This is a genomic window from Sphingobacterium sp. UBA3549 (genome assembly GCF_002376635.1).
Taxonomy (GTDB): domain Bacteria; phylum Bacteroidota; class Bacteroidia; order Sphingobacteriales; family Sphingobacteriaceae; genus Sphingobacterium.
In genome coordinates, this window is the sequence record NZ_DFOE01000037.1 from 202489 (window position 1) to 225935 (window position 23447).

The following is a 23447-nucleotide window of genomic DNA, read 5'->3' on the forward strand; positions in this document are numbered from 1 at the left end:
AAAATAATAGCGTTCTTAGTACTTTTAAATACATTATACAAACTAATTTATGTTCAAAAAATTCGGTCTGGCAATATTGGCACTAGTCGGCACAATTCCTTTTTTGAAAGCTCAGGATAAAAAAGATTTTGTGCGCTATATTAACTCTCAGCATGAATGGGTCGATTCGGTATTCAATACTTTGACCCCAAAAGAAAAAGTTGCTCAGTTATTTTTAGTTCGTGCACACACCAATCTGGGGCAAAAGTATATTGACTCCGTCGCACAAGTGGTACAAGACGAGCATTTGGGGGGACTGGTCGTATTTCAGGGCGGTCCAGTACGACATGTGGAGATGTTTAATCGGTATCAGTCACTAGCTAAGGTTCCTTTGATGATGACATTTGATGGCGAATGGGGTTTGGGTATGCGCATGCCGGATTCTACCTTGTCTTTCCCTTATCAAATGACATTAGGCGCCGTGCAGGATAATAAGTTAATCTATCGTATGGGACGTGAGGTTGCCTTAGATTTCCATCGCATAGGGATGCATTTTAATTTTGCGCCCGACGTAGATATCAACAATAACCCCAAAAATCCAGTAATAGGTATCCGTTCTTTTGGTGATAATAAATATAATGTGACGCAAAAGGCAAAGGCTTATATGGAGGGTATGGTGGATGGCGGAATATTGGCTTCCATCAAACATTTCCCTGGCCATGGTGATACCGACGTGGATTCACATTACGATCTGCCGCAGCTTCCTTTTGATAAAAAGCGATTGGATAGCCTTGAAATGTATCCTTTCAAAGAGTTGATCAAGGCTGGTGCTCCCGCTGTTATGGTGGCTCACATGAATATTCCGAGTTTGGACGACACTCCTAATATGCCATCCTCTATTTCCAAGAAAGTTGTTACCGATCTTTTACGCAATGAACTTGGCTTCAAAGGGCTAACGGTTACAGATGCAATGGACATGAAAGGCGTGAAGAAATTTTTTCCAAACGGTGAAGCCGATGTACAGGCCATTATTGCAGGCCATGATTTACTTGAAGTGTCGGAAAATAGCAAACGCGCAATCGATTTAATAATAAAAGCGATTGAAGCGGGACGTATTGCTCAGGCGGATATTGATGCGCGCGTCAAAAGAGTGCTCGCCGCTAAACTATGGCTTGGTTTAGATAAATACCAGGCGACTGCCTTACAGAATCTATATAGTGAATTACACCGTGCCTCGGCAGTTCAGCTTATTGATGAACTTTCAAATGCAGCAATAACCGCATTGAACTCAACAGACAAATTGAAGTCATTCAAAAATGATTTACCCACTGCTATTATTAATATCGGAATCACCGCCAACCAAACTTTTCAAAATGAATTAGGAGCTGCGCTGACCAATGAAACACAATATTTCATTACCGATAGCATGAGTAAAGATGACATTAAGCGTTTGACAAAAGAAATTAAAAAGAATAAGCAGTTTATTATCGCTGTACACGATACAAGACTTCGTCCACGCCCAACGATGCTGTTGAATAAAGATGTGCAAGGGTTGATGAAGAAATTTGCAAAAAAATCAATCTTGACCTTATTCACTAACGCTTATGCATTAGATGGTTTTGAAGCAGCGAAAAAGGCGAAGACCATTTTGCTTGCCTATCAGAATGATGCATTCATGCAGAAAGCAGCAGTAAAAACGATTTTAGGGCAAAATATCCCCAAAGGCAAGCTCCCTGTAACAATTAATAAGAAATTTAAATACGGGCAGGGCAAATAAAGTTTATAGCATCACACCCAAAAGCGCCTCTTCCCAAAATGGTCTCCCTGCAAAGCAAAACCATTTAGGAAGAGGTGTTTTTTTAAGGGTTGGTTTAATTCTCTTCGATGGCTGTCCTACTATCAGACGGCTTACTTTCATTTTTCATTCGGTCTATTGCCGTCACGACATATTTATACTGTTGGTGCGGTTTGATGTCGTCATCGGTATACTGAAGCTTATCTCCGTCAAAGGTGATAAAAATAATTTTTCCCGGATCCTGGATACCGACTTTTTCATCGAGGTTGAATCGATAGATTAGATAACCATAAGCAGACTCCCCATCGCTTGCCATATCTGGCTTTTGCCAAAATAGGGTGTTCATTTTAGCATTGGGCGATTTTTTCACTAAAAGACCAAAAGGTGCATTCGGTGGAATACTGTCTAACCAGGGCATCGCAGGCGGTAAAGCAGGGCTTCGGTATAGGTCATTCCGCATAGAGTCCTGCAATCCAGCAAGGTTATCAGTAAGCGATTTGGAACTGAAATAAATACTTCCCTCCACATTGTGTTCCGCCCTTAAGTGACGTACCTGTCTCGGAATTTGACTTCGGTCTGTCCAGCCGATCTTATTTTCGGTAACACGATAAGCTCCATGGCCCACATAAAAATGGCGGCCATAGGTGTGTTTCTGCCACCAGTCAACTAAGATCTCATACGCCGCTGCTCGATTTTTGAAAGGAAAGTAGATCTGCGGATTGATATAATCAATCCAACCTTCCTGCATCCATTTGACACCATCAGCATATAATTCCCGATAAGCACTCAGTCCACGGGTCTCCGAGCCAGCACTATTGTTTTCTTTGTTGTCCCATACACCACAAGGACTGATACCGTATTTGACATAGGGCTTTACCTTTTTGATAGCGAGACCGAGGTCACGTACCAACAGGTTGACGTTGTTACGTCGCCAGTCGTCAATTTTTTCAATCCCATTATTATATTGACCAAAAGTAATCTGATCCGGTACGGGTGTATTTCTGTTATCAGGATAGGGGTAGAAATAGTCATCGAAGTGGATCCCGTCTACATCGTAGTTCTTAACCACATCCATAATCACATCAATAATGTATTTACGTACTTCGGGAATCCCCGGATTGAAAAGTTTTTTGCCGGCATAAGTGAAGAACCATTCAGGGTGACGCTTGGTAATATGGTCTTCCGAAAAATGAGCGGGATTTAACGTAGTTGAAGCACGATACGGATTGAACCAGGCATGAAGTTCCATTCCTCTCTTGTGAGCCTCATTGATTGCAAATTCCAAAGGATCATAAAATGGAGAAGGCGCCAATCCCTGTTTTCCAGTTAAGTATCTACTCCAAAGCTCTCTGCCTTTTGCATAGAAGGCGTCTGCCGCAGGACGCACTTGCAGAATAATCGCATTCAGTCCCGCACTACGATGTTGGTCCAGTAAATCAATGAATTCCTGTTTTTGCTTTGCCACATTATTGCCAGCCTTTACGGAGGGCCAGTCTATGTTACCTATCGTTGCAACCCATACACCGCGAAACTCCCGCTTAGGGAGCTGCTGAGAATACGATCTAATCGAAAAGAAACAAATAAAAAATGTAAAAAAAGAATATAAAACTGTTTTTCCCGTCATCCTATAAATTATAGCCAACAAAGATAGGGAAGCATTTCTTACTTTTTCGCTAAAAAATGTAAGATGTTTGTTGGATACTTGCTAAAAGAACGTGAGCTTGGTTTTGAAATTGATAATAATGCAATTGCAGGTAACATTGTACTTTATTTGTACTAATTTAGATGCGGTTTTTAATAAAGCAGTGACTTGATCGGCTGACCGCAATAAAAAAAATTATGAGCAAAGAACAAATATCCGTTTTTGATATGTTTAAGATTAGTATAGGACCCTCTAGTTCGCATACCTTAGGACCGTGGCGTGCGGCGCAGCAATTTACAGCTGTGCTCAAGTCAAATGGTGTATTAAACGAGGTCGAACAGGTTAAAATTTTGCTTTATGGTTCTTTAGCTAAGACGGGGGCTGGGCACGGTACTGATATTGCTGTTCTATTAGGATTGAGCGGAGATGATCCTGTCACCTTTGATGTTAATCAAGTTACGCCTAAAGTGGACCATATCAAGGCAAGCGGTAAACTCCAAGTCGCTGGGGAACGAACCATTCCATTTTCCTACCCAGAAGATTTACTTTTTTTATATGCTGAAAGCTTGCCTTTTCATCCGAATGCTGTTACTTTTCAGGCTTTTCTATCCAATGGGAAAGCAATTAGTGAAACCTATTATTCTATAGGTGGCGGTTTTGTCGTGCAAGAAAATGATACCGAAGGTGTTTTATCGGAAGTAGACCTTCCATTTCCTGTAGATACTGCGCAGGAACTCCTGCATTGGACGATGAAAACCGGATTGAAAATTTCCGAGCTGGTCCTCGAAAATGAATGTGCATGGCGTGAAGAAAGCGAAACGCTGGCGGGGGTATTAACTATTTATCAAACGATACAGGAGTGTATCTACCGGGGCTGCCATACAGGAGGGACATTGCCCGGGGGACTAAATGTTGAAAGAAGAGCGGCTAAGCTAAATAAGAAGTTAATGCAAGGGCGTACCTATCAAGATTATACATCTTGGGTAGGCGCAATTCGCGAAGGAGGACAAAACTTTCAATATATTCTGGATTGGGTAAGTTGTTTTGCACTTGCCGTCAATGAAGAAAACGCATCTTTCGGACGTGTGGTGACAGCTCCTACTAACGGTGCATCAGGTGTTATACCGGCTGTATTGCAGTATTATATTACATTCCACGACGGAATGCGTGAAAATAAAATTATACAGTTCATCCTTACGGCATCTGAAATTGGTTCAATTTTTAAGAAAAATGCAACTATTTCTGCTGCAATGGGAGGCTGTCAGGCAGAGATCGGCGTTTCCTCGGCCATGGCTGCCGGAGCGTTGACCGAAGTGCTGGGTGGATCGCAGCGCCAGGTATTGATGGCTGCCGAGATTGCCATGGAGCATCATCTTGGATTGACATGCGATCCAATCGGCGGATTGGTTCAGATCCCATGTATCGAACGCAATACGATGGGGGCTATTAAAGCGATAACTGCAGCACAGTTGGCGTTACAATCGAATCCGGATAAAGCAAAGGTTAGTTTGGATACTGTGGTTAAAACGATGTGGGAGACGGCTCTTGATATGAACGCTAAATATAAAGAAACAGCCGATGGCGGACTTGCCGTCAATATTCCTTTGAGTTTGCCGGAATGTTAATGATTGTCTGAGTCTTTTTGTTTTTTGTATCTTTGAGGCGATAATATATATTCTTATAAATAAAGTCACGAATGAAATATTGCGCAATCGCCTCCGGAAGTAATGGGAACTGTTATTATGTCGCTAAAGACGATTCTGCCATTTTGATAGATGCTGGTATCAACAGTAAACATATTCACCTTCGGATGTATAATTTGGGTATTTTACCCACGCAGATCAAAGCAATTTTCATTACACACGAGCATTCTGATCATATAAGGGGGCTATCCGTATTCGCTAAAAAGTATAATCTACCAGTTTATATCACTAAAGGTAGTTATGAGGGTACCAGGTTGCAACTTCCATCTCATTTGGTACATATCATAAATCACGATGAAGTTGTCGAAATAGGAGGGCTCAAAGTGTATGGTATTCCCAAATATCACGATGCCAAAGAACCGTGCAGCTTTCTTGTTTCGGATGGCACATACAATATTGGTATATTGACCGATATAGGACGGCCCTGTGAAAATGTAGAACATGTTATCCAGCATTCGGATGTATTGCTTCTGGAATCAAATTATGATGAAGATATGTTGCGGATAGGCCGATATTCCTATTTTCTTAAAAACAGGATTAGTAGTGGATGGGGCCATCTTTCAAATCGGGTCGCCGTTGAACTGTTTAATGCCCATAAAACAAAACGTCTTAAACATCTTATTCTCACTCACCTCTCCGGTGAAAACAATACGGTTGATCTTGTACAGCAAACTTTCGAACCGCATTGCGAACGCATCAAGCTCCATGTCGCAACACGATATCAGGAAACTGAATTGTTCGATCTGAAACATGTGCTCGAACAACATTTAGCTGCGTTTTCAATGCCTGTGGCTCTTTCTTCTTAAACTTTAACTCCATTCGCTTCGCAGTTTTTCTTAACCCAAGAAGATAAAATACTGTAAAATAAAAAATATACTTGATTTAAAAAGATTTCCTGTTATATTTGCTCTGTTTTTAATCAGTCTAAATTACATCGGTGTAATAAAAGACGGCTAACAAATACCATGCAATAGACGGCAATCTATTACATGGTACAAATCTACATACAGCGGCAACTGCATGTAGGTGACTGAAACAGTATGCTGTATCAGTTACTCCCGATATACGATATGGAAGAATTTACAAGATAACGAATTTTATCATTTATTCGTTGTTGGACTCCAACAAACCTGGAATTCTCCCATAATAAGTTGAAGAAAAACTAAACATCAATCAACATATTATGAAAATTTTAATTTCATTCTTTACCTTTTTAGCGGTACTGCTGTGTAGTAATAATGGTTATGCACACGCACTCTGGATTGAAACATCTTCTTATGGGACACTCAACCAAGCCCATGAAGTAAAAGTATATTACGGTGAATTTGCAACAAACGAAAGAGATCAGGTCGACAAATGGTACTCCGACGTGAAGGACTTCTCACTAATGTTGCATACTCCTGGAAAGGAGCCCATCAAACTACAGCTGACGAATAAAGGTGATCACTTTAGCGGGTCATTTCAACCTGTCGTAGCGGGAACCTATTTTCTATCCATTGTCAAGGCACCTAAAGATTTGGGTGGTAAAACGAAATATGAATTTTCTTCGCTTGTACCGGTTATCGTTGGAAAACCGACAGTACTTGATTATAGCGTCGTAAAAAATCCATTGCAGATTGAACTGCTTACAGCGAATAACTTAAAAAAAGGTCAAAGCTTGCAAGCAAAGATTACTAGCCACGGCAAAGTTGTGCCTCAAGCCAAAGTATCCGTTTTTTCTGCGACAGGTTGGGGGAAAGAGTTTGTTGCCGATGAGAATGGCCTGCTAACATTTGATGCCCTCTGGTCGGGTCCTTATGTTTTGGAAGCAAGTACATTTGTTGAGGTTGCGGGTGAACATGAAGGGAAACCCTATGCATCAGCATGGCAGGGTAGTACGACTTTTATTACCGTGAAATAGCTGCAGGCCTGAAATATACTGAATAATTAAAGGATCCATTTGAAACATCGAAACAGTAATGGATCCTTTTGAAAAAAGAAGATCTAAAAAAAACATCTACCATACTACATTCATGAATAAATCTTTATCCTTTTTAGCCATTCCTTTGATAAGTTCGGTTTTTTCTGTTGCGCAGGCACAGACGAACAAAGTTATTGAAGGATTTCTTATCAATGAAAAATCTGAGCCCATTTCCGGGGCGACCGTAAAATTGACGAATACTGGTGTCACGACAAGTACGGATAGTGAGGGACACTTCATCTTCGATAAGCTTGCTTCGAAGACCTACCATTTGGAGATTAAAGCGATCGGTTATAGCAAGCATACCATGCAAGTTGTATTGAATGATGAGCGTATACAGTTGGGGCAAATTAGGATGAAGGATCAGTTCGAGTCGATAGATGAGGTAACGGTCTATGGTAAATACTATGAACACTATAAATTCGATAGTATATCGGGATCTTTGCGTCTTAAAACACCAATCTTGGAGTTGCCTCAGAATATACAGGTTATTTCATCCGATTTAATGGCCGATCAGCAAGTATTTGATATTGTCGATGGTATCACCCGGAATATTAGCGGGGCTACACGCCAAGGTCACTGGGACAATCAGTACGCTAACATACGCATGCGCGGATCTAAGATTCCGGCATTTCGTAACGGTATGAATATCGAGGCCTCTTGGGGACCAACTGCCGAAGATGCGAGCATGATCGAACGAATCGAGTTTGTAAAAGGACCAGCAGGTTTTATGCTAGCGAATGGTGAGCCAGGAGGGTTTTATAATGTTGTTACCAAGAAACCAACAGGGAATACTAAAGGGTCGGCAACATTTAATGTGGGAAGTTTCAGTACCTATCGCGCTGCGGTCGATTTTGATGGTAAATTACGGAAAGATGGCAAGTTGTTATACCGTTTAAATATGGCTGCGCAGCAAAAGGATTATTTTACAAAATACAACTACAACAATCGTGTTGTTGTGGCTCCAGTTGTGACGTATAAGGTCGATTCTTTGACGAGTTTAACATTTGAATACACCTATCAGGGATCTACCTATCTGGCAAATGGTAATTATACTTTTTCGCCTAAGGGATTTGCTGATCCAGATATTTCCAATGATTTTTTCTATGGTGACCCTTCGATGGAACCAGGTAAGCTGAAGGACCACAGTGCATATGTCTATTTAGACCGTCAGCTGAACGACCGTTGGAAATTACATGCGCAAATGGCTTATTTCAATTTTGATATGAAGGCGACGAGCACTTGGTTGAACTACATGACTGCGAATGGTGATATGCCTCGTTATTACAGTATTGCGGACGAGCATGGTGAAAATCGCTTCGGTCAGGTTTCTTTAAATGGAGAAGAATATACAGGTAGTGTTCGTCACCGAATCTTAGTGGGCGCAGATTACGGTAACAAGAAGTTTTGGGGCGATTTTGGAACTTTACTCGCTGAAATTCCAGGTACGGCATTGAACGTCTATAATCCACAATATAATATTCCTGGAACAGTTTTTCCTGTAGTTGACCGCTCAAAGAATATCAAGGTGCGCGCCGGAGGTTCCAACTATGTGAATTTAACTAGCTATATGTCTTTCTACGCACATGATGAGATGGCTTTTTTAAATGAAAAGTTACGTCTTTCTTTAGGATTACGTTATACTGTGGCTGAGACGCTGGGAAAAACAGTAGGCACGCAGGTAATACCAGACCAAAATGATAAGGCATTTTCTCCACGCGTTGGGTTGAGTTATTCTATTGACAAATCTACAAGTGTTTATGGGTTGTTTGATCAATCTTTTGTTCCACAGGCTGGTTCTGATTGGGATGGAAATCCTTTCAAACCGGTTCGTGGGAACGATTTTGAAGCTGGTGTGAAAAAAGAATGGGGAGGTGGAAAGTGGATATCGACATTAAGTGCCTATCAGATAAAAAGAAAAAATGCCCTAGCTGACGATTTTGACCATCCAATACCAGGAAGCACAAATAGTTTCTTCAAAATAGCTATAGGTGAGACAACATCGAAAGGTATCGAATTTGATGTAACTGGCGAAGTGCTACCCGGATTGAATGTGAATGCCAACTATGCGTTGACTGACTCTAAAATATCAAAAGATTCAAGAGAAGAGAAGATTGGGGATATTACGCCAAATACCGCAAAACATACTGCCAATGCATTTGTCTCCTATCGTATTCAAGAAGGAATGGTTCGTGGTCTTGGCTTTGTCGGTAGCGTTCAAGGAATGTTTGATCGTGCTATCGGAACCACAAAAGAAAGTAATTTCAAGAATTATTTGCGAACCGATGGTGGTATTAGTTACCAAAAAGGGAGATATAATATCTCTGTAATGGTTAATAACTTGTTGGACAATAGAAAGCTGCTTACAGCAGGCTCTATCACTGCAAAAAATGCTAAAATAGCAGAAAGTGTGAGCTATTATACCTATATCGTAGAAGCGCGACGTAATTTCCGTATGGGAGTTACCTATAAGTTTTAAACAAACGATCTAGATAAAATATAGAACCGATGTATAGTACATTGCTAATCGTGATACTCTGTGGAACCTATCTTTTTTACAGTTCAAGTAAAAAAGTAAAGTTTGGGCCTAGACCACCATGGCTAGAAAAAATGTGCGCACAAACGAAGTTTGTGCGCATTTTAAGCATATTGCTGCTACTCATTCCCTTTGCCGCCTTGCTTTATCTGCAAGGTTTCGGAGCAGGCTTTTTTGCTTTTTTTGCTTATTTCATGTGTATGATGAGTCTCGTGGTTTTATTGAATCCATATCGCTATTTTAAATTGTATCCGATTTTGGGCCTCTATTTATTTAGCCTTTGTGTTGAATTGTTGATTTCCTAACCGATAAAATATGCCTGCTAATAAAAAATACCTCAGTACACCCTTTCAACGGTTCCTGAAAATTACAGCCGGTTTTGTCGGTGGTTATATTGTGATGCTCTCATTTCATGTCTTAGTCACACATATTTTTGAAAAAAAAGATGTTGTTGCTACAGCGTGTCTCACCGGTTATCTATTATGGGCGGTACTGCTCTTATTGGCTTTCCTTGCTAAGAGCGGATGGAAGATATGGGGGATATACTTGCTTTTGGCAGTAATTTTCTCTTTGCCTTATTTCTTTAAACTGTAATTCGTCATGAATAACCGAAATTATAATATCTACTTCAATACACATACCATCAGTGGCATTACCATTTGTGCTATCCTCTATGTGATATTCTTTGCGGGTTCATTTGCATTTTTTAGACATGAAATTGCTGCCTGGCAGAATAATACATCCTATAAAACCTACCGTGAAGATCATCAAAACTTTGACCGATTGCTAGATTCACTTAAGGGACAGACCAATTTACACGGACGTGATATTACCTTTTATATGCACCGCGAAGGCACAGCAGCTTACGTAGCACTGAGTGCATCTAACGACACAATCATAAACAAAGAAAATTTAGCCAAGATAACGCCCGAACAAAAAGCTGCAAAGAAAAATGGCCGAAGAAGAGGAGGAGAGGATGATTCGAAAAACTTTACCTACAATTTCGCCAATAAAAAATATGGTGATTATGTACAGAATTATGATATGGGAGAGTTTTTATTCCGTTTACATTTCTTGGCCCAGCTTAATCAAGTACCGATTAGGGTAGGCATAGCACCATTTGGTTATCTTATCGCAGGCATAACAGCTTTTATTTTTCTATTTGCTCTTATCACTGGGTTACTGCTACATTGGGACAAGATTGTGTCAAATTTCTTTGTATTCAGGCCTTTTAGCAAATGGAAAACAGTATGGACCGATATGCACACTGCCTTAGGTGTTATTGGTTTCCCGTTTCAATTTATCTTTGCCGTGACCGGAACCTTTTTGATTATCAATTCGGTATTGGCTTTACCACTTAGTAAGCTGCTTTATGACGGTGATCAACAAAAAATGTATCAAGATATAGGTGTTAGTGCGGATATAAATTTCCCCTATACCTATAAGCCCCTTGATGCACATGTTAAGATCGCTCCATTTTTGGATTTGGCAAAATATAAATGGCCAGAATCCGATTTTCAGCGCATCACGATCAAAAATTACGCAGATTCCAATATGCATGTTGTCATGGAGCTTGAGCCGCATTTTAATAAAAGTTTTGCCGGATCGGGTATATTATCCGTTAGAGTTGCCGATAATACAATTGTTGCCGAAAAATCCCCTGTAAGCGAAGCTACCTATGCAGACGGGGTCCGCAGCATTATATATCGGCTGCATTATGGCGATTATGGAGGCTATCCGCTTAAGATGGTGTACTTTATTTTGGGAGCTATGGGTTGTCTGGTCATTATCTCAGGTATATTAATCTGGTTAGTTGCGCGTGACAAAAACAATGTAATTCCACGAAAACGAAAATTCAATTTCTGGGCAGCCAATATCTTTACCGCTATATGTCTGACGATGCTGCCTGTCACAGCCTTGGCTTTCATTGCAATCAAATTGAGCCCAGCAGTCAATCAGGACTTTATCTATCGGGTGTATTTTTACAGTTGGTTGCTGTTTTCTCTGTACTATATACTTCGAAAAAGCATTAGAAGAACCAATCGCGAAACCTTGCTGATTGGAAGTGTCTTAGCATTTTTTATCCCATTAGTCAACGGTTTTATGACCGGAAGCTGGATTTGGGATACGTTTCACAATGGACAACGTGATATTTTTGTCGTCGATTTTTTATGGCTTATGATAGGTATTATTGGTATAATCGCCTATAACAAGACCAAAAAATTCTTTGAAACTATTCGTTAGCAAGGGTTCTTTTCTCTGCGAGTAAATATACTTCGTTTTTTCAATTTTCAGCGCGCTCACAAAGTGCCCTTGAAACGTGTATTGGATACGGGTTAAATACCTCTAAGGTCAGATCCTGGTAGATAAACTACTCACGGCGCAGAACAATTCTTATCCAATGATACCAAACTGATGATCGCGGAAATATTTGATACGGAGTTGAGCCGAGATGGAAAAGTGGTAATATTTCCCAAAGAAGGTCCCAATGGTATTCCTCTTACAATACGGCCTTGAAAAATCGCCCAAGGCGCATCAGATCCTGTGCCGTCTTTTCGTTCCAGTCTACGGCATAGTTGAGCCGAATACAATTCTTAAACTGATCGTGCTGTGTAAACATTCTTCCGGGAGCAAAGCTCAACTTTTGTCTGAGGGCATAATCGTAGAGCATCGTTGAGTCAATCTTAGCATCTAGTTCTAGCCAAAGTACAAATCCGCCCTCAGGCTGTGACATTTTTGTGTTTTCCGGAAAATGGGCCTCAATGCTGTTTCTAAAATTGACATAATTGCTGTACAATTTTTTTCTGAAGCTATTGAGGTGATGGTCGTACCTGCCGATCTGTAAGAATTTGGAAACCGCCTCTTGATAAATAGCAGGCTGCGAAATCGTCTGTATGAGTTTTTGTTTTAGGATTTTATCCTTGTATTGCCCGGGCTCAACCCATCCAAGCCGAAAACTTGGCGCCAATACTTTGGTAAATGATCCACACCACATCACCAGTCCCTCTTCATCAAAATATTTGCACGGCTTGGGCCGTGACGAACCGAAATAGATGTTTCCATACAGGTCGTCTTCAATCAATGGAATATGGTAGTGTGCGAGCAGTTTGACGAGTTCCTTTTTATGCTCATCGGGCATGAGCGCACCCAGTGGATTGCTAAAGTTGGTAACGAAGCAACAGACATCAATTTTATGAATAACTTTTTTCAGGGCATCTAATTCAATTCCCGTAATAGGGTGGGTCGGAATCTCGATGGTTTTGAGACCCAGTAGTTGAAAGGCCTGAATAAAACCAAAATAAAGGGGGCTTTCCACCGCTATGGTGTCGCCGGGTTTAGTGACGGCACGAAGGCAGCTGTAGATGGCATTCATGGCACCCGACGTGATAATAAGATCCTCGTCACTTATTTTTCCTTCAAGTACCAATGACCATTTGGCAATTTCTTTCCGCAAGCTCGGACTTCCCTGTACCTGTCCATATTGATCACCATAATCATGCAGGTCATGAACCGACTCTATAATGCATCGATTGAGTTTCTGAATCGGAAGTAATGATGCACTCGGTAAACCCAGTGAAAAGCGTGTAATTTCCTTGTCTTCCAAGGAGTGGAAAACTTTATCGATCAATGCCGCGGGATCTTGTTTCTTTTCGTCGATTTTGAAGGTAGAAATGGAGGGAATCGCCATCCGACGAAGCCCAGACCGGCTAACGAAATAGCCTGATTTTGGCCGTGATTCAATGAGCGATCGACTCTCTAGTTCCATATAGGCACTTTTTGCCGTATTTAAACTTACATTGTATAATTTCTGAGCGCTGCGGACAGAAGGCAAACGATCGCCATAGACCAAAGAACCATTTTTGATCTGGTTCTCGACAATATTGGCTATTTTTTTATATAACAGTTGCTGTTCCATCCTTATGCTAATTTACTGTTTCTGTTTTGATTTAACCAGTTATTATATCGGTGGATTCCTTTTCTGAGCGATTCTTCCGAACCAAATAGGTCCATCAACTGCTGCTCAAAGAAGGATTGCGCTTTGTCCATAAATACGATGGAAAGCGTATCCGAAATAGGACCCTCGTAGGTCATTTCGACCGACAGTAAATTCTTTTTGCAGAGTATTACAGATGAAAAGGCTTTTAATTGATTGCCTTGGTCGAGCACTAGGAAAGGCATGCTTATGCGTGCTGTATCTACCTGCTTTTTGTTTTGCATTTCTTTGATAAGCGCTAAATCAGAAAGTTCCACTTGTCTGATCAGATACGGTTGATGTGCAGTTGTCGCCATAAGAATAAATCTTTTTGCTAATTTAAGAAGGGTACAGGATGCTGTTTAGGTACAGAGTGCCGTTAAAATAGGGGTACAGAAAAAAATTAGGTTGTCCTGTGATTTTTGTAATTTCCATTTGAGATCTTTACACTATTCCCACTTTACCCGTAGTTACGATTGATCCGGATGTCATCTTTCTCATTTTTCTGCCGCCCTTGCTTTGCGAGGCTTCTTGGTCAGTTTTGTTTAGGGAGATGAAGAAATGGTGGCTTTCCATCTCCTAGTTACATTCTTCGATAAATATTTTGGTGATTTCTTTAAGGCTTCGACTGATGAATTCTGGGGGTCCCATCGTATTTAAGGCAGTATTTAATAGTATACAAAAGTTATATGATATTATAATTCACCAAAAGTAATGCTTTTTGGTGAATATACTCACCGAAAAGCATTGCTTTTGGTGAATACAAAATGTACTATGATACAGCGATTAATCAAAAATAAGTTGGAGCAAGCACTTTTTAAGGCGAAAACTATCCTACTAATTGGTCCGCGGCAAGTAGGTAAAACTACCCTGATCAAAGAGATACTTTCTGGTGACGATTATTTATTTTTGGATGGGGATGATCCCTTGGTAAGGACTTATCTCAACAGTCCTAACACAAAAGAGATTGAAACAATTATTGGTCAAGCTAAAGTGGTATTTATTGATGAAGCACAGCGTATCGAAAATATTGGTTTAACAGCAAAAATTATACATGACCAATTTAAAGATGTCGAGCTTATCCTCAGCGGATCCTCGGCGCTTGAGTTGAAAACCCATACACATGAGCCATTGACAGGACGTAAGAGAGAGTTCAATCTTTTCCCTATTTCTTATGCAGAATATGAGCATAGTATTGGCTTTCTTAATGCTGCAGGCGATCTGGAAACTAGACTGGTTTATGGATTTTATCCAGAATCGATTACTAGCCGCGGTGACGAACGGGAAGTACTCAATGAGATCTCTCAAAGTTATTTGTATCGGGATATTTTGACCTTAGCGAATATAAAAAAACCAGAAGTTCTCGAGAAGATCCTTCAAGTCTTAGCCTTTCAAATTGGATCCGAAGTGAGCTATAATGAAATTGCCCAGCTTACAGGAGTTGATAAAAACACTGTTGCCAATTATATTCATCTCTTGGAAATTTCTTACATTATATTCCCCTTGACTTCCTTTAGCCGAAACCTGCGTAATGAAATAAAGACAAATCGAAAAATATATTTTTATGACAACGGAATCCGCAATGCTGTGATACAAAACTTTAATCCAATCGAATTAAGGGATGATGTGGTGGCACTCTGGGAGAATTTTCTGATTTCAGAACGCTTAAAACACAACAGTTATAGCCGGCGCTTTGTCAATAAATACTTCTGGCGGACTAAACAGCAGCAAGAAATCGATTATGTAGAAGAAGCGGACGGCAAAATAACCGGTTACGAATTTAAATGGAACCCTAAGGCGAAAGCAAAAATACCGTCAAATTTTGTAGAAGCCTATAGCGCAGATGTTCAGGTAATCTCAAAGGATAATTTTAGAGCGTTTATTGGTCTTGAATAATCGTTGAAATAAGGGGTCTCAGGCTTCTATTTTTAATAATCTCTTCTATTCAACTTGTTCGACCAGCTGTTGGCTAGAAATCCTCTCAAAATAGCTTTCCATCTCTTGGTTACACCTTTCTATAAAAGTTTTTGTGCGTTTTTGCAATTCTATAACTGCTAATGGATCTCCTTTATAATTTGCATTGTGCGTAAATTGTTGTTGTGCTTCCGTTATGTTTTTAAAGGCCTTAAGCGGCTCTTCATGATCTAAGCAAAATGTGGCGTAGACATCAGGAACTATCAATTTGCAGAGTTGCATGAGGAAAGTGAGATTGACCCGTTGCGGTTTGTATTGAAGTACGCTATTGATTACACCGAGACAAGTCTGCTCCAACGCCTGCGATAGCATATAATATATGGCCTCTACGCTTATTGACGACCAGTCTTCCTCATAAGGTAAGTATAATGTACGCGCGTTATTATAGCGCGTCTTCCATTGTTGACATACATATTCAAGATGTAACTGTGGAGCAGCAATGCTTTCCCGATCGATATTGGCTATGGATGGATTCTGAAACCAGATGTCGCCCACTTTGAGGAGCGACACAAAAAATGGATGCCCGTTTGAGAGCTGTTTGGTGAAAGCTTTCGTGTTTTCCGCGACCATCGTAAGCGATACATTTTTGGGAAGCATACCTGTTATGAGCTGCGTTAGATTATTGATCTCGATGCTTAAAATATCATAAGCGACTAAGATATAGTAAGCATGCGTGATGCAATCATTTTTTACCCTTTTCAGCGCATTATGATAGTTGTGATGATCAGAATCATAACCGAAACATACGACCAGCGCAGGAGTGCAATAGCGCTCTATAGCGTTTAAAATGAGGTCTCGATAATTAGCGTTACAGTAACTTTGATTGTATATTTCATTGTTGTTTTTGCAATTTTCAACTTCGAAGTTATTGACTGCAGGCGAGTTAAGTTTTGACTTAATTTCTTTGAATAAAATATTCGAATAATCGTATATCCAGTTTAATGTATTGATAGCAATCTGATAGCCTGTTTCTAATACATCTTCATCGATAAGATAATCTTGATTATAGCGATAACCAATATAAGCTTCATCGATTTTAGCTAAGGCTTGTTTTTCTTCTTTGTTGTCGATTAGTATCGCCAGTTTAGAATCAAAATTTTTAAGGTAGCCCATACTACCTGTAAGCGAATGTGATTTTCGATCATCATTCAAAAGGATATGTTCTGCAGTTTTCAGGGATAGTTCGATGGCCTGATGTAGCATAAAGGCTGCGTGAGCATGGTTGTTACTATCCAAATAGTAAAAGTGTCCATCTATAAACGATCTGATTTTACTTTTTTCTTTGTCGATATATGATCTTGTTTTTTCGATAATCTCTGTAGCTGTATAATCCGGAAAGATCAGTGGGATTTCTTGCGCCGGATTTTGATAAACGCGGTTTTTAGGCTGGTAGATAAGATGAGTGCGAGCCTGTCCGAGATCCAGTTGTTTTTGTGCTTCGTGCGTAAGGCACACTTTGATATATAAGTCTGATGGGCGGTTTTTGACAATTTTGTTAATCAGGCTACTCGGATCCGAATGTCGCATTCCTTTATTTGATGCTATATTAATCTGTAGCATCTGAAACTTTTTATTATCGTGGTCAAAAGTCCAATGGTAGATTTCATCGACAGCAACGGCACGAAGGATTGCCTCAATAATAGGGTTAATATCGGTGTTCATAATATGGATTGAATAAATGGGCTTTATATTTCTGTTTCTAGAGGAGCTGTTTGTTTTTGATTGAGAGATTCTATCTCTTCAGAAAAAGCTGTTAAATAGGCGAGTTCTATTATTTTGATCATAGTCTGGTAAATTCGTGTACTGTAATCTGAATAGGCGCCGGTATATCGGTTTTTGGCGAGCCCATAGTTGATCCATTCAAACAAGATTTCATTCCACTCTTGCTGATCGTATAATTTAACTGTTGCCAATAGTGCTGACAAAGGATTGTCCAGTTCTTCATTTGAAACATAATAAAGCACGATCTCTTTATTCATGTGCCCAATCAAAACTGATTGGCATTCGGGCAATATCGAAAATGAATCGTCCATGCCGACTGGAAGAATAGGTGATTCCTCAGATTTATTGGATAACATTTCCAATAAGGCGTAAACGCAGGTATAGTTAAAGAGTAAATTTGCGCCAGAAAATTTACTGTTTTTGTGGTCCGCCGACCAGAATTCTTTTTCGTCGATGACCGTTTGGTACCAATATCGGATGTCTTCTCGCCAACCATTTAGATCGTCTCTATCAAAGAAATCTTTTAATGCTGAGATGGAATAAGGTTGGGAAGCAAGCCAGTCAGGCAATATGATGCATTTTTTGGTGTGAAGTATTTCGTCTTCCGTTTCGTCCAAAGATTGCTGGGTTTGGCACTGCTCATTTGCAATGTCTTCTTGATTTTCTATAACATTGTCGGGAAGTATTTTATTTTCATAAATCTTTCCGAGAGAAGCCGCCAGACGCATTAAGAATTCTTTTACAGCAAGTATTGCATGGCCGTTATTGCCTAAAAAATCATTATACCTGTCTCCTAAACTTATCCATAAATCATCAAGAATGTCGTACCATTTTTGCAAAGACTGATAGGAAAAAAATCGACTAATGCTGTCTGCTGCTGTGTCAATATTACGTGTCGATGAGTCTGTTGCTAATAGCTGACTCCAGTAGTCTGAAACACGTTTATTGAACTTCAACGGTTGTTCTATTGTTTTTAGTTTACATCTCCTAAAAATGACATACGCCAATTCTACCTGTTCAATTAATTTTTTGGTGAGATATCCGTTAGAGGAACGCGGTGGGCTCATCTTTGCGTTTGAAGCCGCGTTGATTAACATATTTAAGTCTGCTAACCAGTCCCGTATGGACGTTTCGCTTTCAAAGAACTCTATAAGATATTTCATCGGATCGTCGATGTGTTCTTGGGTTAAATAGCGAAAATGTTTCGCTTTTAGTTTCTTTTGCGTATTTTTCATCAGATTATATTTTTTTAGTTGATGAAACTGCTACTAGGGCAAATACTGATCCGTGCACTGATCTAAAGCCTTTTCGGTTTCATATTTAAGGTTTTTGATTAAATGTTGTGTTTATAATTATCAATGGTAAAGCTAATTTAAACACTAATTTTCGATTAAACAAATTTTATATTGATAATTATTGATTATGAGTTCTTTTTTAACGAGAATTAAAGTTATTGCAGATAGAGAAGGACTGAGTGTAACAGCCTTTGAAACTGCAGTAGGAGCGAGTAGGGGTGTATTTACACGTGCTTTAAGCAATAACACTGATGTGCAGGCAAAGTGGTTAGTGAGTATTGTTGAAAAATTTCCAGCGTACTCTTCGGAATGGTTATTAAAGGGTGAAGGTGAGATGTTAAAACCCGCTCTTGCTCAGGAGGAGGACGAGAGAGGCTATGTAACTAATGAAATAGATGGCATAACCAATGCAGTAGTCAATTCATTAAAACAGGTTATATCGTCACAAAATATCACTATTAAGTCTCAAGAAAAGACAATTATTTCGTTAGAGCGATTATTGTCGATACAAGAGCAAGAAATAAAATCTTTAAGGAACAAATAAAGCACAAACATTTTTTAAAAAAGGGGCAAAAGTGAATGTAAAGGAACGCGTGCTGCTGATCGCCGAAACCAAAGGCATCAGTAAAACCGAATTTTTCAGAGATGTGCAACTTTCCTATGCAAACTTTAAAGGAGGGCAGAAGAATACCGCACTTAGTTCGGATGCCATGATCGCTATATTGTCCAAACATCCCGATATTAGTCCCGCATGGTTGTTGATGGGCGAAGGAACCATGATGCGGAAGTATGAGAAAGTAGAGGTAAGTGCACCGCCTGTCGAAACAACTCCAGCCACAGCCGAGGGCCTCGGAATTTATAAGCAGTTGATCAATGCTTTAGAGCAAACGGTCAAAGCACAAGAAAAGACAATCCTCTCATTGGAAGGTCAGGTGAGTTTACTGCAACGCAAATAGTGACATCCGGTAGTTTATACATCTGATCGTTCCCTAGCTCAAAAAATACCTGATTCCGGTGATTTCATTGGCCCCTTTTTTGTTTAATTTGGTTATCGAAATGGTGTTTGTTTAACCAGCATCAATGAAGGCTGCAATTGCATTTGTAGAAAAGGTATTACCTGCTATTGATCGCAATGGAACGGCAACTAGTCATGCATTCAAAGAATTAATTTGTGTCAAAAAAAGGATTACTTATACTCTGCTTTTTTGTTAGTTGGTTTATCAATTACGCAGTAGCACAGCCAGCAGGTCAGCGACCAATGTATACCTCAACATGGGGGCACCTTTACCGTGAAGCAGGAAATAATAAAGATCTCTTGGGAGTTTTCCCGACTGAGGCACCTGTCTACCTGCTAGATTCCACCAATACACAGTATAAGGTGCAGGTGAGTAATGGCGATATTGGTTTTATAGACCGTCAGCCCCTGAAAAGCGCTATGTATGGAAAGAAGTCGGCCGGGGAGCCGCAGCAATATTTCTATCGCGGAACAACGGGTGCTCAATGCCCACATTTCTATATACAGGTCTCGCAATTGCGCGTGCGTAAGGCACCCAATACAACAAGTACCGCTGTGCGTAGGGCAGGTCTCAATGAAATGGTGTGCATCGATTATGTACCGCTGTATGCTGACGGATGGGTGTACATTGGCGATCACTTTCATGAGCGACCTGAATATATTCAGATGAAATATCTGGGGGCCCAACTCACCTATGAAAAGGTTTTAAAAGATTATTTGGACGTCAAAGGAAAGGATCAGGAAAAGGAGCTGGCGGCGGTAGGCCGTCTACGGGAAATAGGCTGGACCAAGTATTCCAAATTGAAAGAAGCCCTTACTTACTGGAAGGAAACCTACACCAAAGCAGGAGTAGTGGATCCCAAAGTTGATATCGATTTTGAATTGGTCTTGGCCGATAAGTTTCACAATGAACTCCAGTCTGAAGTATATGCAAAGAAACTAAAAGCTTTAAACACTCATTTCGAGTGGAAAGGCGTGTCTTTATTTGACGGAAAGATCACAGATGCCCAAATGAAGCAACTGGCTTTACAACGGGTTTCCGAAATTCCGGATATGCCCGAATGTGGGTGGGAGCCACAGTACTATTATAAAACACCCAATATGATCGTCGCCTTTGAAAAAAATAATAAAGGGCGAGTGGTGGGTAGTCTGTACCAGCTATTTTTTAGTGAAGGCGAAACCATTGTCATGGGGAGTGAGCGGATGGATGCTAATTATGCAGAAAAAGACTTTGTAGACCACTTTGGCGACCTGCTTTCGGCGAATTGGATCACTGATCCGCATGTATATTATATCCAGAACGGCGATGCTGGGCTATTTATCTTCAGATTTGCCGATGGGAAACTCGCCAGCTACGAATGTATGTTTTACTGTTAATATTCGAAAATAGCGTCGGGGGCACGTAAAGACCATTAAGTGTCTGAAAATGTCCTTCGTCTGTGTCCTTAGCAGGAGTTTTATTAAACAGGAGGAATGGGGATGCTCAGAAATAAGGCCCTTTGAAGGGAAATTAAAATTCCGCTTTCAAAGGGCCTTAGTATGTTGTTGAAAACTTAAATTACACTATTTGCATTTCAAAGAGTTTCGCAATATGGCCTTTCAGTTTTTCTTTCACATCTGTCATGTCGACTTCTTTGCCAAGTTCCCGCTTTAATGACGTAACATCTTTATCGTCTATGCCACAAGGAATGATATTGCTAAAATAGTCAAGATCTGTATTGACATTGAAGGCAAAGCCATGCATGGTCACCCAGCGTGAAGCGCGTACTCCCATCGCACATATTTTGCGCGCTGTTGGCTTATCCGGTTCAATCCATACACCCGTAAACCCGGGATATCTTCCGGCTTCAATACCAAAATCAGCACAGGTCAATATGATCGCTTCTTCCAGTGTGCGCAGATAAAGGTGGATATCCGTAAAGAAGTTGTCAAGATCCAGAATCGGGTAACCGACAATCTGCCCGGGGCCGTGATACGTAATGTCACCACCGCGGTTGATCTTATAGAATTTGGCCTCCTTCTCTTCGAGCCCTTTTTCATCTAATAGCAAGTATTCCTCGTGCCCGCTTTTCCCCAAGGTGTAAACATGCGGATGTGCTGTGAAGATCAAGTAATTTGGGGTAATGGTCGTTGTCGCATTGACCCTATTGTCGTGCTTGATATCCAATACTCCCTTAAAGATGGATTCTTGTCTGTCCCATGCTTCTTGGTAATCGACAAGACCCCAATCTTGAAACTGCACCTCTTTGTTCATTTCGTATTTTTTTAAACTGTGAATGGGCATAAGGCCCATTCACAGCATTGTTTGTCAAAATTAATACAATAAGTTATTGTATGGATAACGTTCATTGTGCATCTTCACAATGATATCGTACAGTTTTTGTTTGAACTCTTCGATATTCGTTTTATTTGTTGCTGATAGGAAGATTGCGGGATCTGCATTTTTTGCCATCCATGAATTACGGAAATCATCCAATGTGACCTCGATCTCTTCGCCATCATGCCCTTCTTCAATAGCCGGTTTGTAAAGATCAATCTTGTTAAATACCGTAATCACTGGTTTGTCCAATGCCTTAAGATCTTTCAATGTCTCATTTACTGCTTGGATATGGTCCTCAAAGTTGGGGTGTGAGATGTCGACTACATGGATCAGTACATCGGCTTCGCGAACTTCATCCAATGTCGATTTGAAACATTCCACCAAATGGTGCGGTAGTTTACGGATAAATCCGACCGTATCTGAAAGCAGGAAGGGGAGGTTGTCGATCACAACTTTGCGTACTGTGGTGTCCAGTGTAGCAAAAAGTTTATTCTCGATCAGTACGTCAGACTTGGAGATCATATTCATAATCGTCGATTTTCCTACGTTGGTATAACCTACCAAAGCTACACGGATCATCTCACCACGGTTTTTCCGTTGCGTCTCGTTTTGCTTGTCGATTGCTTTTAGGCGTTCTTTGAACAAAGAAATTTTGTCCAGGATTATACGTCTATCGGTTTCAATCTGTGATTCACCCGGACCACGCATACCAATACCCCCCCGCTGACGTTCCAAGTGGGTCCACATACGGGTCAGACGTGGTAAAAGATATTGCAATTGGGCCAATTCTACTTGTGTCTTTGCCTGTGCAGTTTTGGCATGACGGGCAAAGATGTCCAAGATCAGATTGGAACGGTCCAGTATCTTGCGTTTGAGTTCTTTTTCAATATTGCGCAGCTGGGAAGGTGAAAGCTCGTCGTCGAAAACAACGATGTCAATTTCTTCAGCTTCAACATAAGCTTTTATTTCTTCCAGCTTTCCGCTGCCGACAAATGTGGCACGGTCTGGGAAACCCAACTTTTGTGTAAACATGCCTTTGGTCTCCCCACCGGCAGTCTGCACAAGAAATTCAAGTTCCTCCAAGTATTCCTTTGCTTTTGTTTCCGTTACGCTTGGGGTGATGACACTCACCAAGACGGCTGTTTCGGGTTTTATAGCTGTATCGTGTATTTTAAATCTGGCCATTTTGTACTATTAAGTCTTTTAAGTGAAATCGAAAGGTCATTGAGCAGTGCTCTGCAAACTATTTATTACCTAACTCTTGTTATTCATTCACTTTTTTAATTATTGTTCAATGAGCCCGAAAGCTCGATGTTTGTTTGAAAAGGTAAATTTAAGAATTTATGTATTTGTACACCACACAAGACTGATGCCGATTATGACATAATTCTCCATTAACCAATAAATTTCCTGTGATTTGCTTACCAGGGCAACTCAAAATATGTAAGCGTTCGGTCGCCATCTTTTGCCTAGTAAAAGAAGGGATATTTTCTATATCATGTTCATAATGATGCAAAAGTAAATAAATTTGGT

General features: G+C 40.3%; 18 protein-coding genes. 11 read left to right on the top strand and 7 right to left on the bottom strand.

Annotation, left to right across the window (positions count from 1 at the left end; genetic code table 11):
* Positions 1-49: 49 nt before the first annotated feature.
* On the top strand, positions 50-1756 hold the full coding sequence (locus tag B2W36_RS19715) for a glycoside hydrolase family 3 protein (protein ID WP_293889329.1): 1707 nt from the start codon (positions 50-52) through the stop codon (positions 1754-1756).
* Between the two features lie 94 nt (positions 1757-1850).
* Here B2W36_RS19715 and B2W36_RS19720 read toward each other — a convergent pair whose 3' ends face one another.
* Positions 1851-3398, bottom strand: a complete 1548-nt coding sequence (locus tag B2W36_RS19720) for a glycoside hydrolase family 10 protein (RefSeq protein ID WP_293884236.1) — start codon at positions 3396-3398, stop codon at positions 1851-1853.
* A gap of 215 nt (positions 3399-3613) precedes the next feature.
* Between B2W36_RS19720 and B2W36_RS19725 the strand changes: the two genes are divergently transcribed.
* The 6 genes from B2W36_RS19725 to B2W36_RS19750 all read left to right on the top strand — a co-directional run bounded on the left by B2W36_RS19725 (position 3614) and on the right by B2W36_RS19750 (position 11859).
* Entirely contained in the window at positions 3614-5041 is a 1428-nt protein-coding gene (locus tag B2W36_RS19725) for an L-serine ammonia-lyase (protein WP_293889330.1), read from the top strand.
* A 71-nt stretch (positions 5042-5112) separates the two neighbouring features.
* The gene (locus B2W36_RS19730; protein WP_293884232.1) at positions 5113-5925 is read left to right on the top strand and encodes an MBL fold metallo-hydrolase; all 813 of its coding nucleotides are present in this window, start codon (positions 5113-5115) and stop codon (positions 5923-5925) included.
* Positions 5926-6302: 377 nt separating this feature from the next.
* Positions 6303-7019: a DUF4198 domain-containing protein gene (locus tag B2W36_RS19735; RefSeq protein WP_293889331.1), complete on the top strand. Its 717-nt coding sequence runs from the start codon at positions 6303-6305 to the stop codon at positions 7017-7019.
* A gap of 112 nt (positions 7020-7131) precedes the next feature.
* A complete protein-coding gene (locus B2W36_RS19740; protein WP_293889332.1) occupies positions 7132-9558 on the top strand; it encodes a TonB-dependent siderophore receptor in 2427 nt (808 codons plus the stop codon).
* A gap of 372 nt (positions 9559-9930) precedes the next feature.
* Positions 9931-10209, top strand: a complete 279-nt coding sequence (locus tag B2W36_RS19745) for a hypothetical protein (protein ID WP_293884226.1) — start codon at positions 9931-9933, stop codon at positions 10207-10209.
* Positions 10210-10215: 6 nt separating this feature from the next.
* Positions 10216-11859: a PepSY-associated TM helix domain-containing protein gene (locus B2W36_RS19750; RefSeq protein WP_293884224.1), complete on the top strand. Its 1644-nt coding sequence runs from the start codon at positions 10216-10218 to the stop codon at positions 11857-11859.
* Between the two features lie 256 nt (positions 11860-12115).
* Here B2W36_RS19750 and B2W36_RS19755 read toward each other — a convergent pair whose 3' ends face one another.
* The gene (locus B2W36_RS19755) at positions 12116-13531 is read right to left on the bottom strand and encodes a PLP-dependent aminotransferase family protein (protein WP_293889333.1); all 1416 of its coding nucleotides are present in this window, start codon (positions 13529-13531) and stop codon (positions 12116-12118) included.
* Positions 13532-13533: 2 nt separating this feature from the next.
* Entirely contained in the window at positions 13534-13905 is a 372-nt protein-coding gene (locus tag B2W36_RS19760) for a hypothetical protein (protein ID WP_293884220.1), read from the bottom strand.
* Between the two features lie 457 nt (positions 13906-14362).
* Between B2W36_RS19760 and B2W36_RS19765 the strand changes: the two genes are divergently transcribed.
* Positions 14363-15484, top strand: a complete 1122-nt coding sequence (locus B2W36_RS19765; RefSeq protein WP_293889334.1) for an ATP-binding protein — start codon at positions 14363-14365, stop codon at positions 15482-15484.
* A 45-nt stretch (positions 15485-15529) separates the two neighbouring features.
* On the opposite strand, the gene B2W36_RS19770 is transcribed toward B2W36_RS19765, so the two are convergent.
* Positions 15530-17224, bottom strand: coding sequence for a HEPN domain-containing protein (locus tag B2W36_RS19770; RefSeq protein WP_293889335.1), 1695 nt, complete (start codon positions 17222-17224; stop codon positions 15530-15532).
* Between the two features lie 23 nt (positions 17225-17247).
* Positions 17248-18519 (bottom strand): hypothetical protein, encoded by a 1272-nt coding sequence (locus tag B2W36_RS19775; protein ID WP_293889336.1) that lies wholly within the window; start codon positions 18517-18519, stop codon positions 17248-17250.
* A gap of 187 nt (positions 18520-18706) precedes the next feature.
* Between B2W36_RS19775 and B2W36_RS19780 the strand changes: the two genes are divergently transcribed.
* From B2W36_RS19780 to B2W36_RS19790, 3 genes are all read left to right on the top strand, one after another.
* Positions 18707-19123, top strand: a complete 417-nt coding sequence (locus B2W36_RS19780; RefSeq protein ID WP_209578481.1) for a hypothetical protein — start codon at positions 18707-18709, stop codon at positions 19121-19123.
* Between the two features lie 31 nt (positions 19124-19154).
* Positions 19155-19535 carry a hypothetical protein gene (locus B2W36_RS19785; RefSeq protein WP_293884212.1) on the top strand — a complete coding sequence of 127 codons (381 nt, stop codon included), beginning with the start codon at positions 19155-19157 and terminating at the stop codon, positions 19533-19535.
* Positions 19536-19750: 215 nt separating this feature from the next.
* Positions 19751-20971, top strand: a complete 1221-nt coding sequence (locus tag B2W36_RS19790; RefSeq protein ID WP_293889337.1) for a hypothetical protein — start codon at positions 19751-19753, stop codon at positions 20969-20971.
* Positions 20972-21152: 181 nt separating this feature from the next.
* Here the strand turns inward: B2W36_RS19790 and lipB are convergent, their stop codons facing one another.
* Positions 21153-21848 (bottom strand): lipoyl(octanoyl) transferase LipB, encoded by a 696-nt coding sequence (lipB, locus tag B2W36_RS19795; protein ID WP_293889338.1) that lies wholly within the window; start codon positions 21846-21848, stop codon positions 21153-21155.
* 60 nt (positions 21849-21908) lie between these two features.
* Entirely contained in the window at positions 21909-23099 is a 1191-nt protein-coding gene (gene hflX, locus B2W36_RS19800) for a GTPase HflX (RefSeq protein ID WP_293889339.1), read from the bottom strand.
* Positions 23100-23447 lie beyond the last annotated feature (348 nt).

Coding starts and splice junctions, on each gene's coding strand:
- B2W36_RS19715 (WP_293889329.1), top strand. CDS start 50: ATGTTCAAAAAATTCGGTCTGGCAATATTGGCACTAGTCGGCACAATT.
- B2W36_RS19720 (WP_293884236.1), bottom strand. CDS start 3,398: ATGACGGGAAAAACAGTTTTATATTCTTTTTTTACATTTTTTATTTGT.
- B2W36_RS19725 (WP_293889330.1), top strand. CDS start 3,614: ATGAGCAAAGAACAAATATCCGTTTTTGATATGTTTAAGATTAGTATA.
- B2W36_RS19730 (WP_293884232.1), top strand. CDS start 5,113: ATGAAATATTGCGCAATCGCCTCCGGAAGTAATGGGAACTGTTATTAT.
- B2W36_RS19735 (WP_293889331.1), top strand. CDS start 6,303: ATGAAAATTTTAATTTCATTCTTTACCTTTTTAGCGGTACTGCTGTGT.
- B2W36_RS19740 (WP_293889332.1), top strand. CDS start 7,132: ATGAATAAATCTTTATCCTTTTTAGCCATTCCTTTGATAAGTTCGGTT.
- B2W36_RS19745 (WP_293884226.1), top strand. CDS start 9,931: ATGCCTGCTAATAAAAAATACCTCAGTACACCCTTTCAACGGTTCCTG.
- B2W36_RS19750 (WP_293884224.1), top strand. CDS start 10,216: ATGAATAACCGAAATTATAATATCTACTTCAATACACATACCATCAGT.
- B2W36_RS19755 (WP_293889333.1), bottom strand. CDS start 13,531: ATGGAACAGCAACTGTTATATAAAAAAATAGCCAATATTGTCGAGAAC.
- B2W36_RS19760 (WP_293884220.1), bottom strand. CDS start 13,905: ATGGCGACAACTGCACATCAACCGTATCTGATCAGACAAGTGGAACTT.
- B2W36_RS19765 (WP_293889334.1), top strand. CDS start 14,363: ATGATACAGCGATTAATCAAAAATAAGTTGGAGCAAGCACTTTTTAAG.
- B2W36_RS19770 (WP_293889335.1), bottom strand. CDS start 17,224: ATGAACACCGATATTAACCCTATTATTGAGGCAATCCTTCGTGCCGTT.
- B2W36_RS19775 (WP_293889336.1), bottom strand. CDS start 18,519: ATGAAAAATACGCAAAAGAAACTAAAAGCGAAACATTTTCGCTATTTA.
- B2W36_RS19780 (WP_209578481.1), top strand. CDS start 18,707: ATGAGTTCTTTTTTAACGAGAATTAAAGTTATTGCAGATAGAGAAGGA.
- lipB (WP_293889338.1), bottom strand. CDS start 21,848: ATGAACAAAGAGGTGCAGTTTCAAGATTGGGGTCTTGTCGATTACCAA.
- hflX (WP_293889339.1), bottom strand. CDS start 23,099: ATGGCCAGATTTAAAATACACGATACAGCTATAAAACCCGAAACAGCC.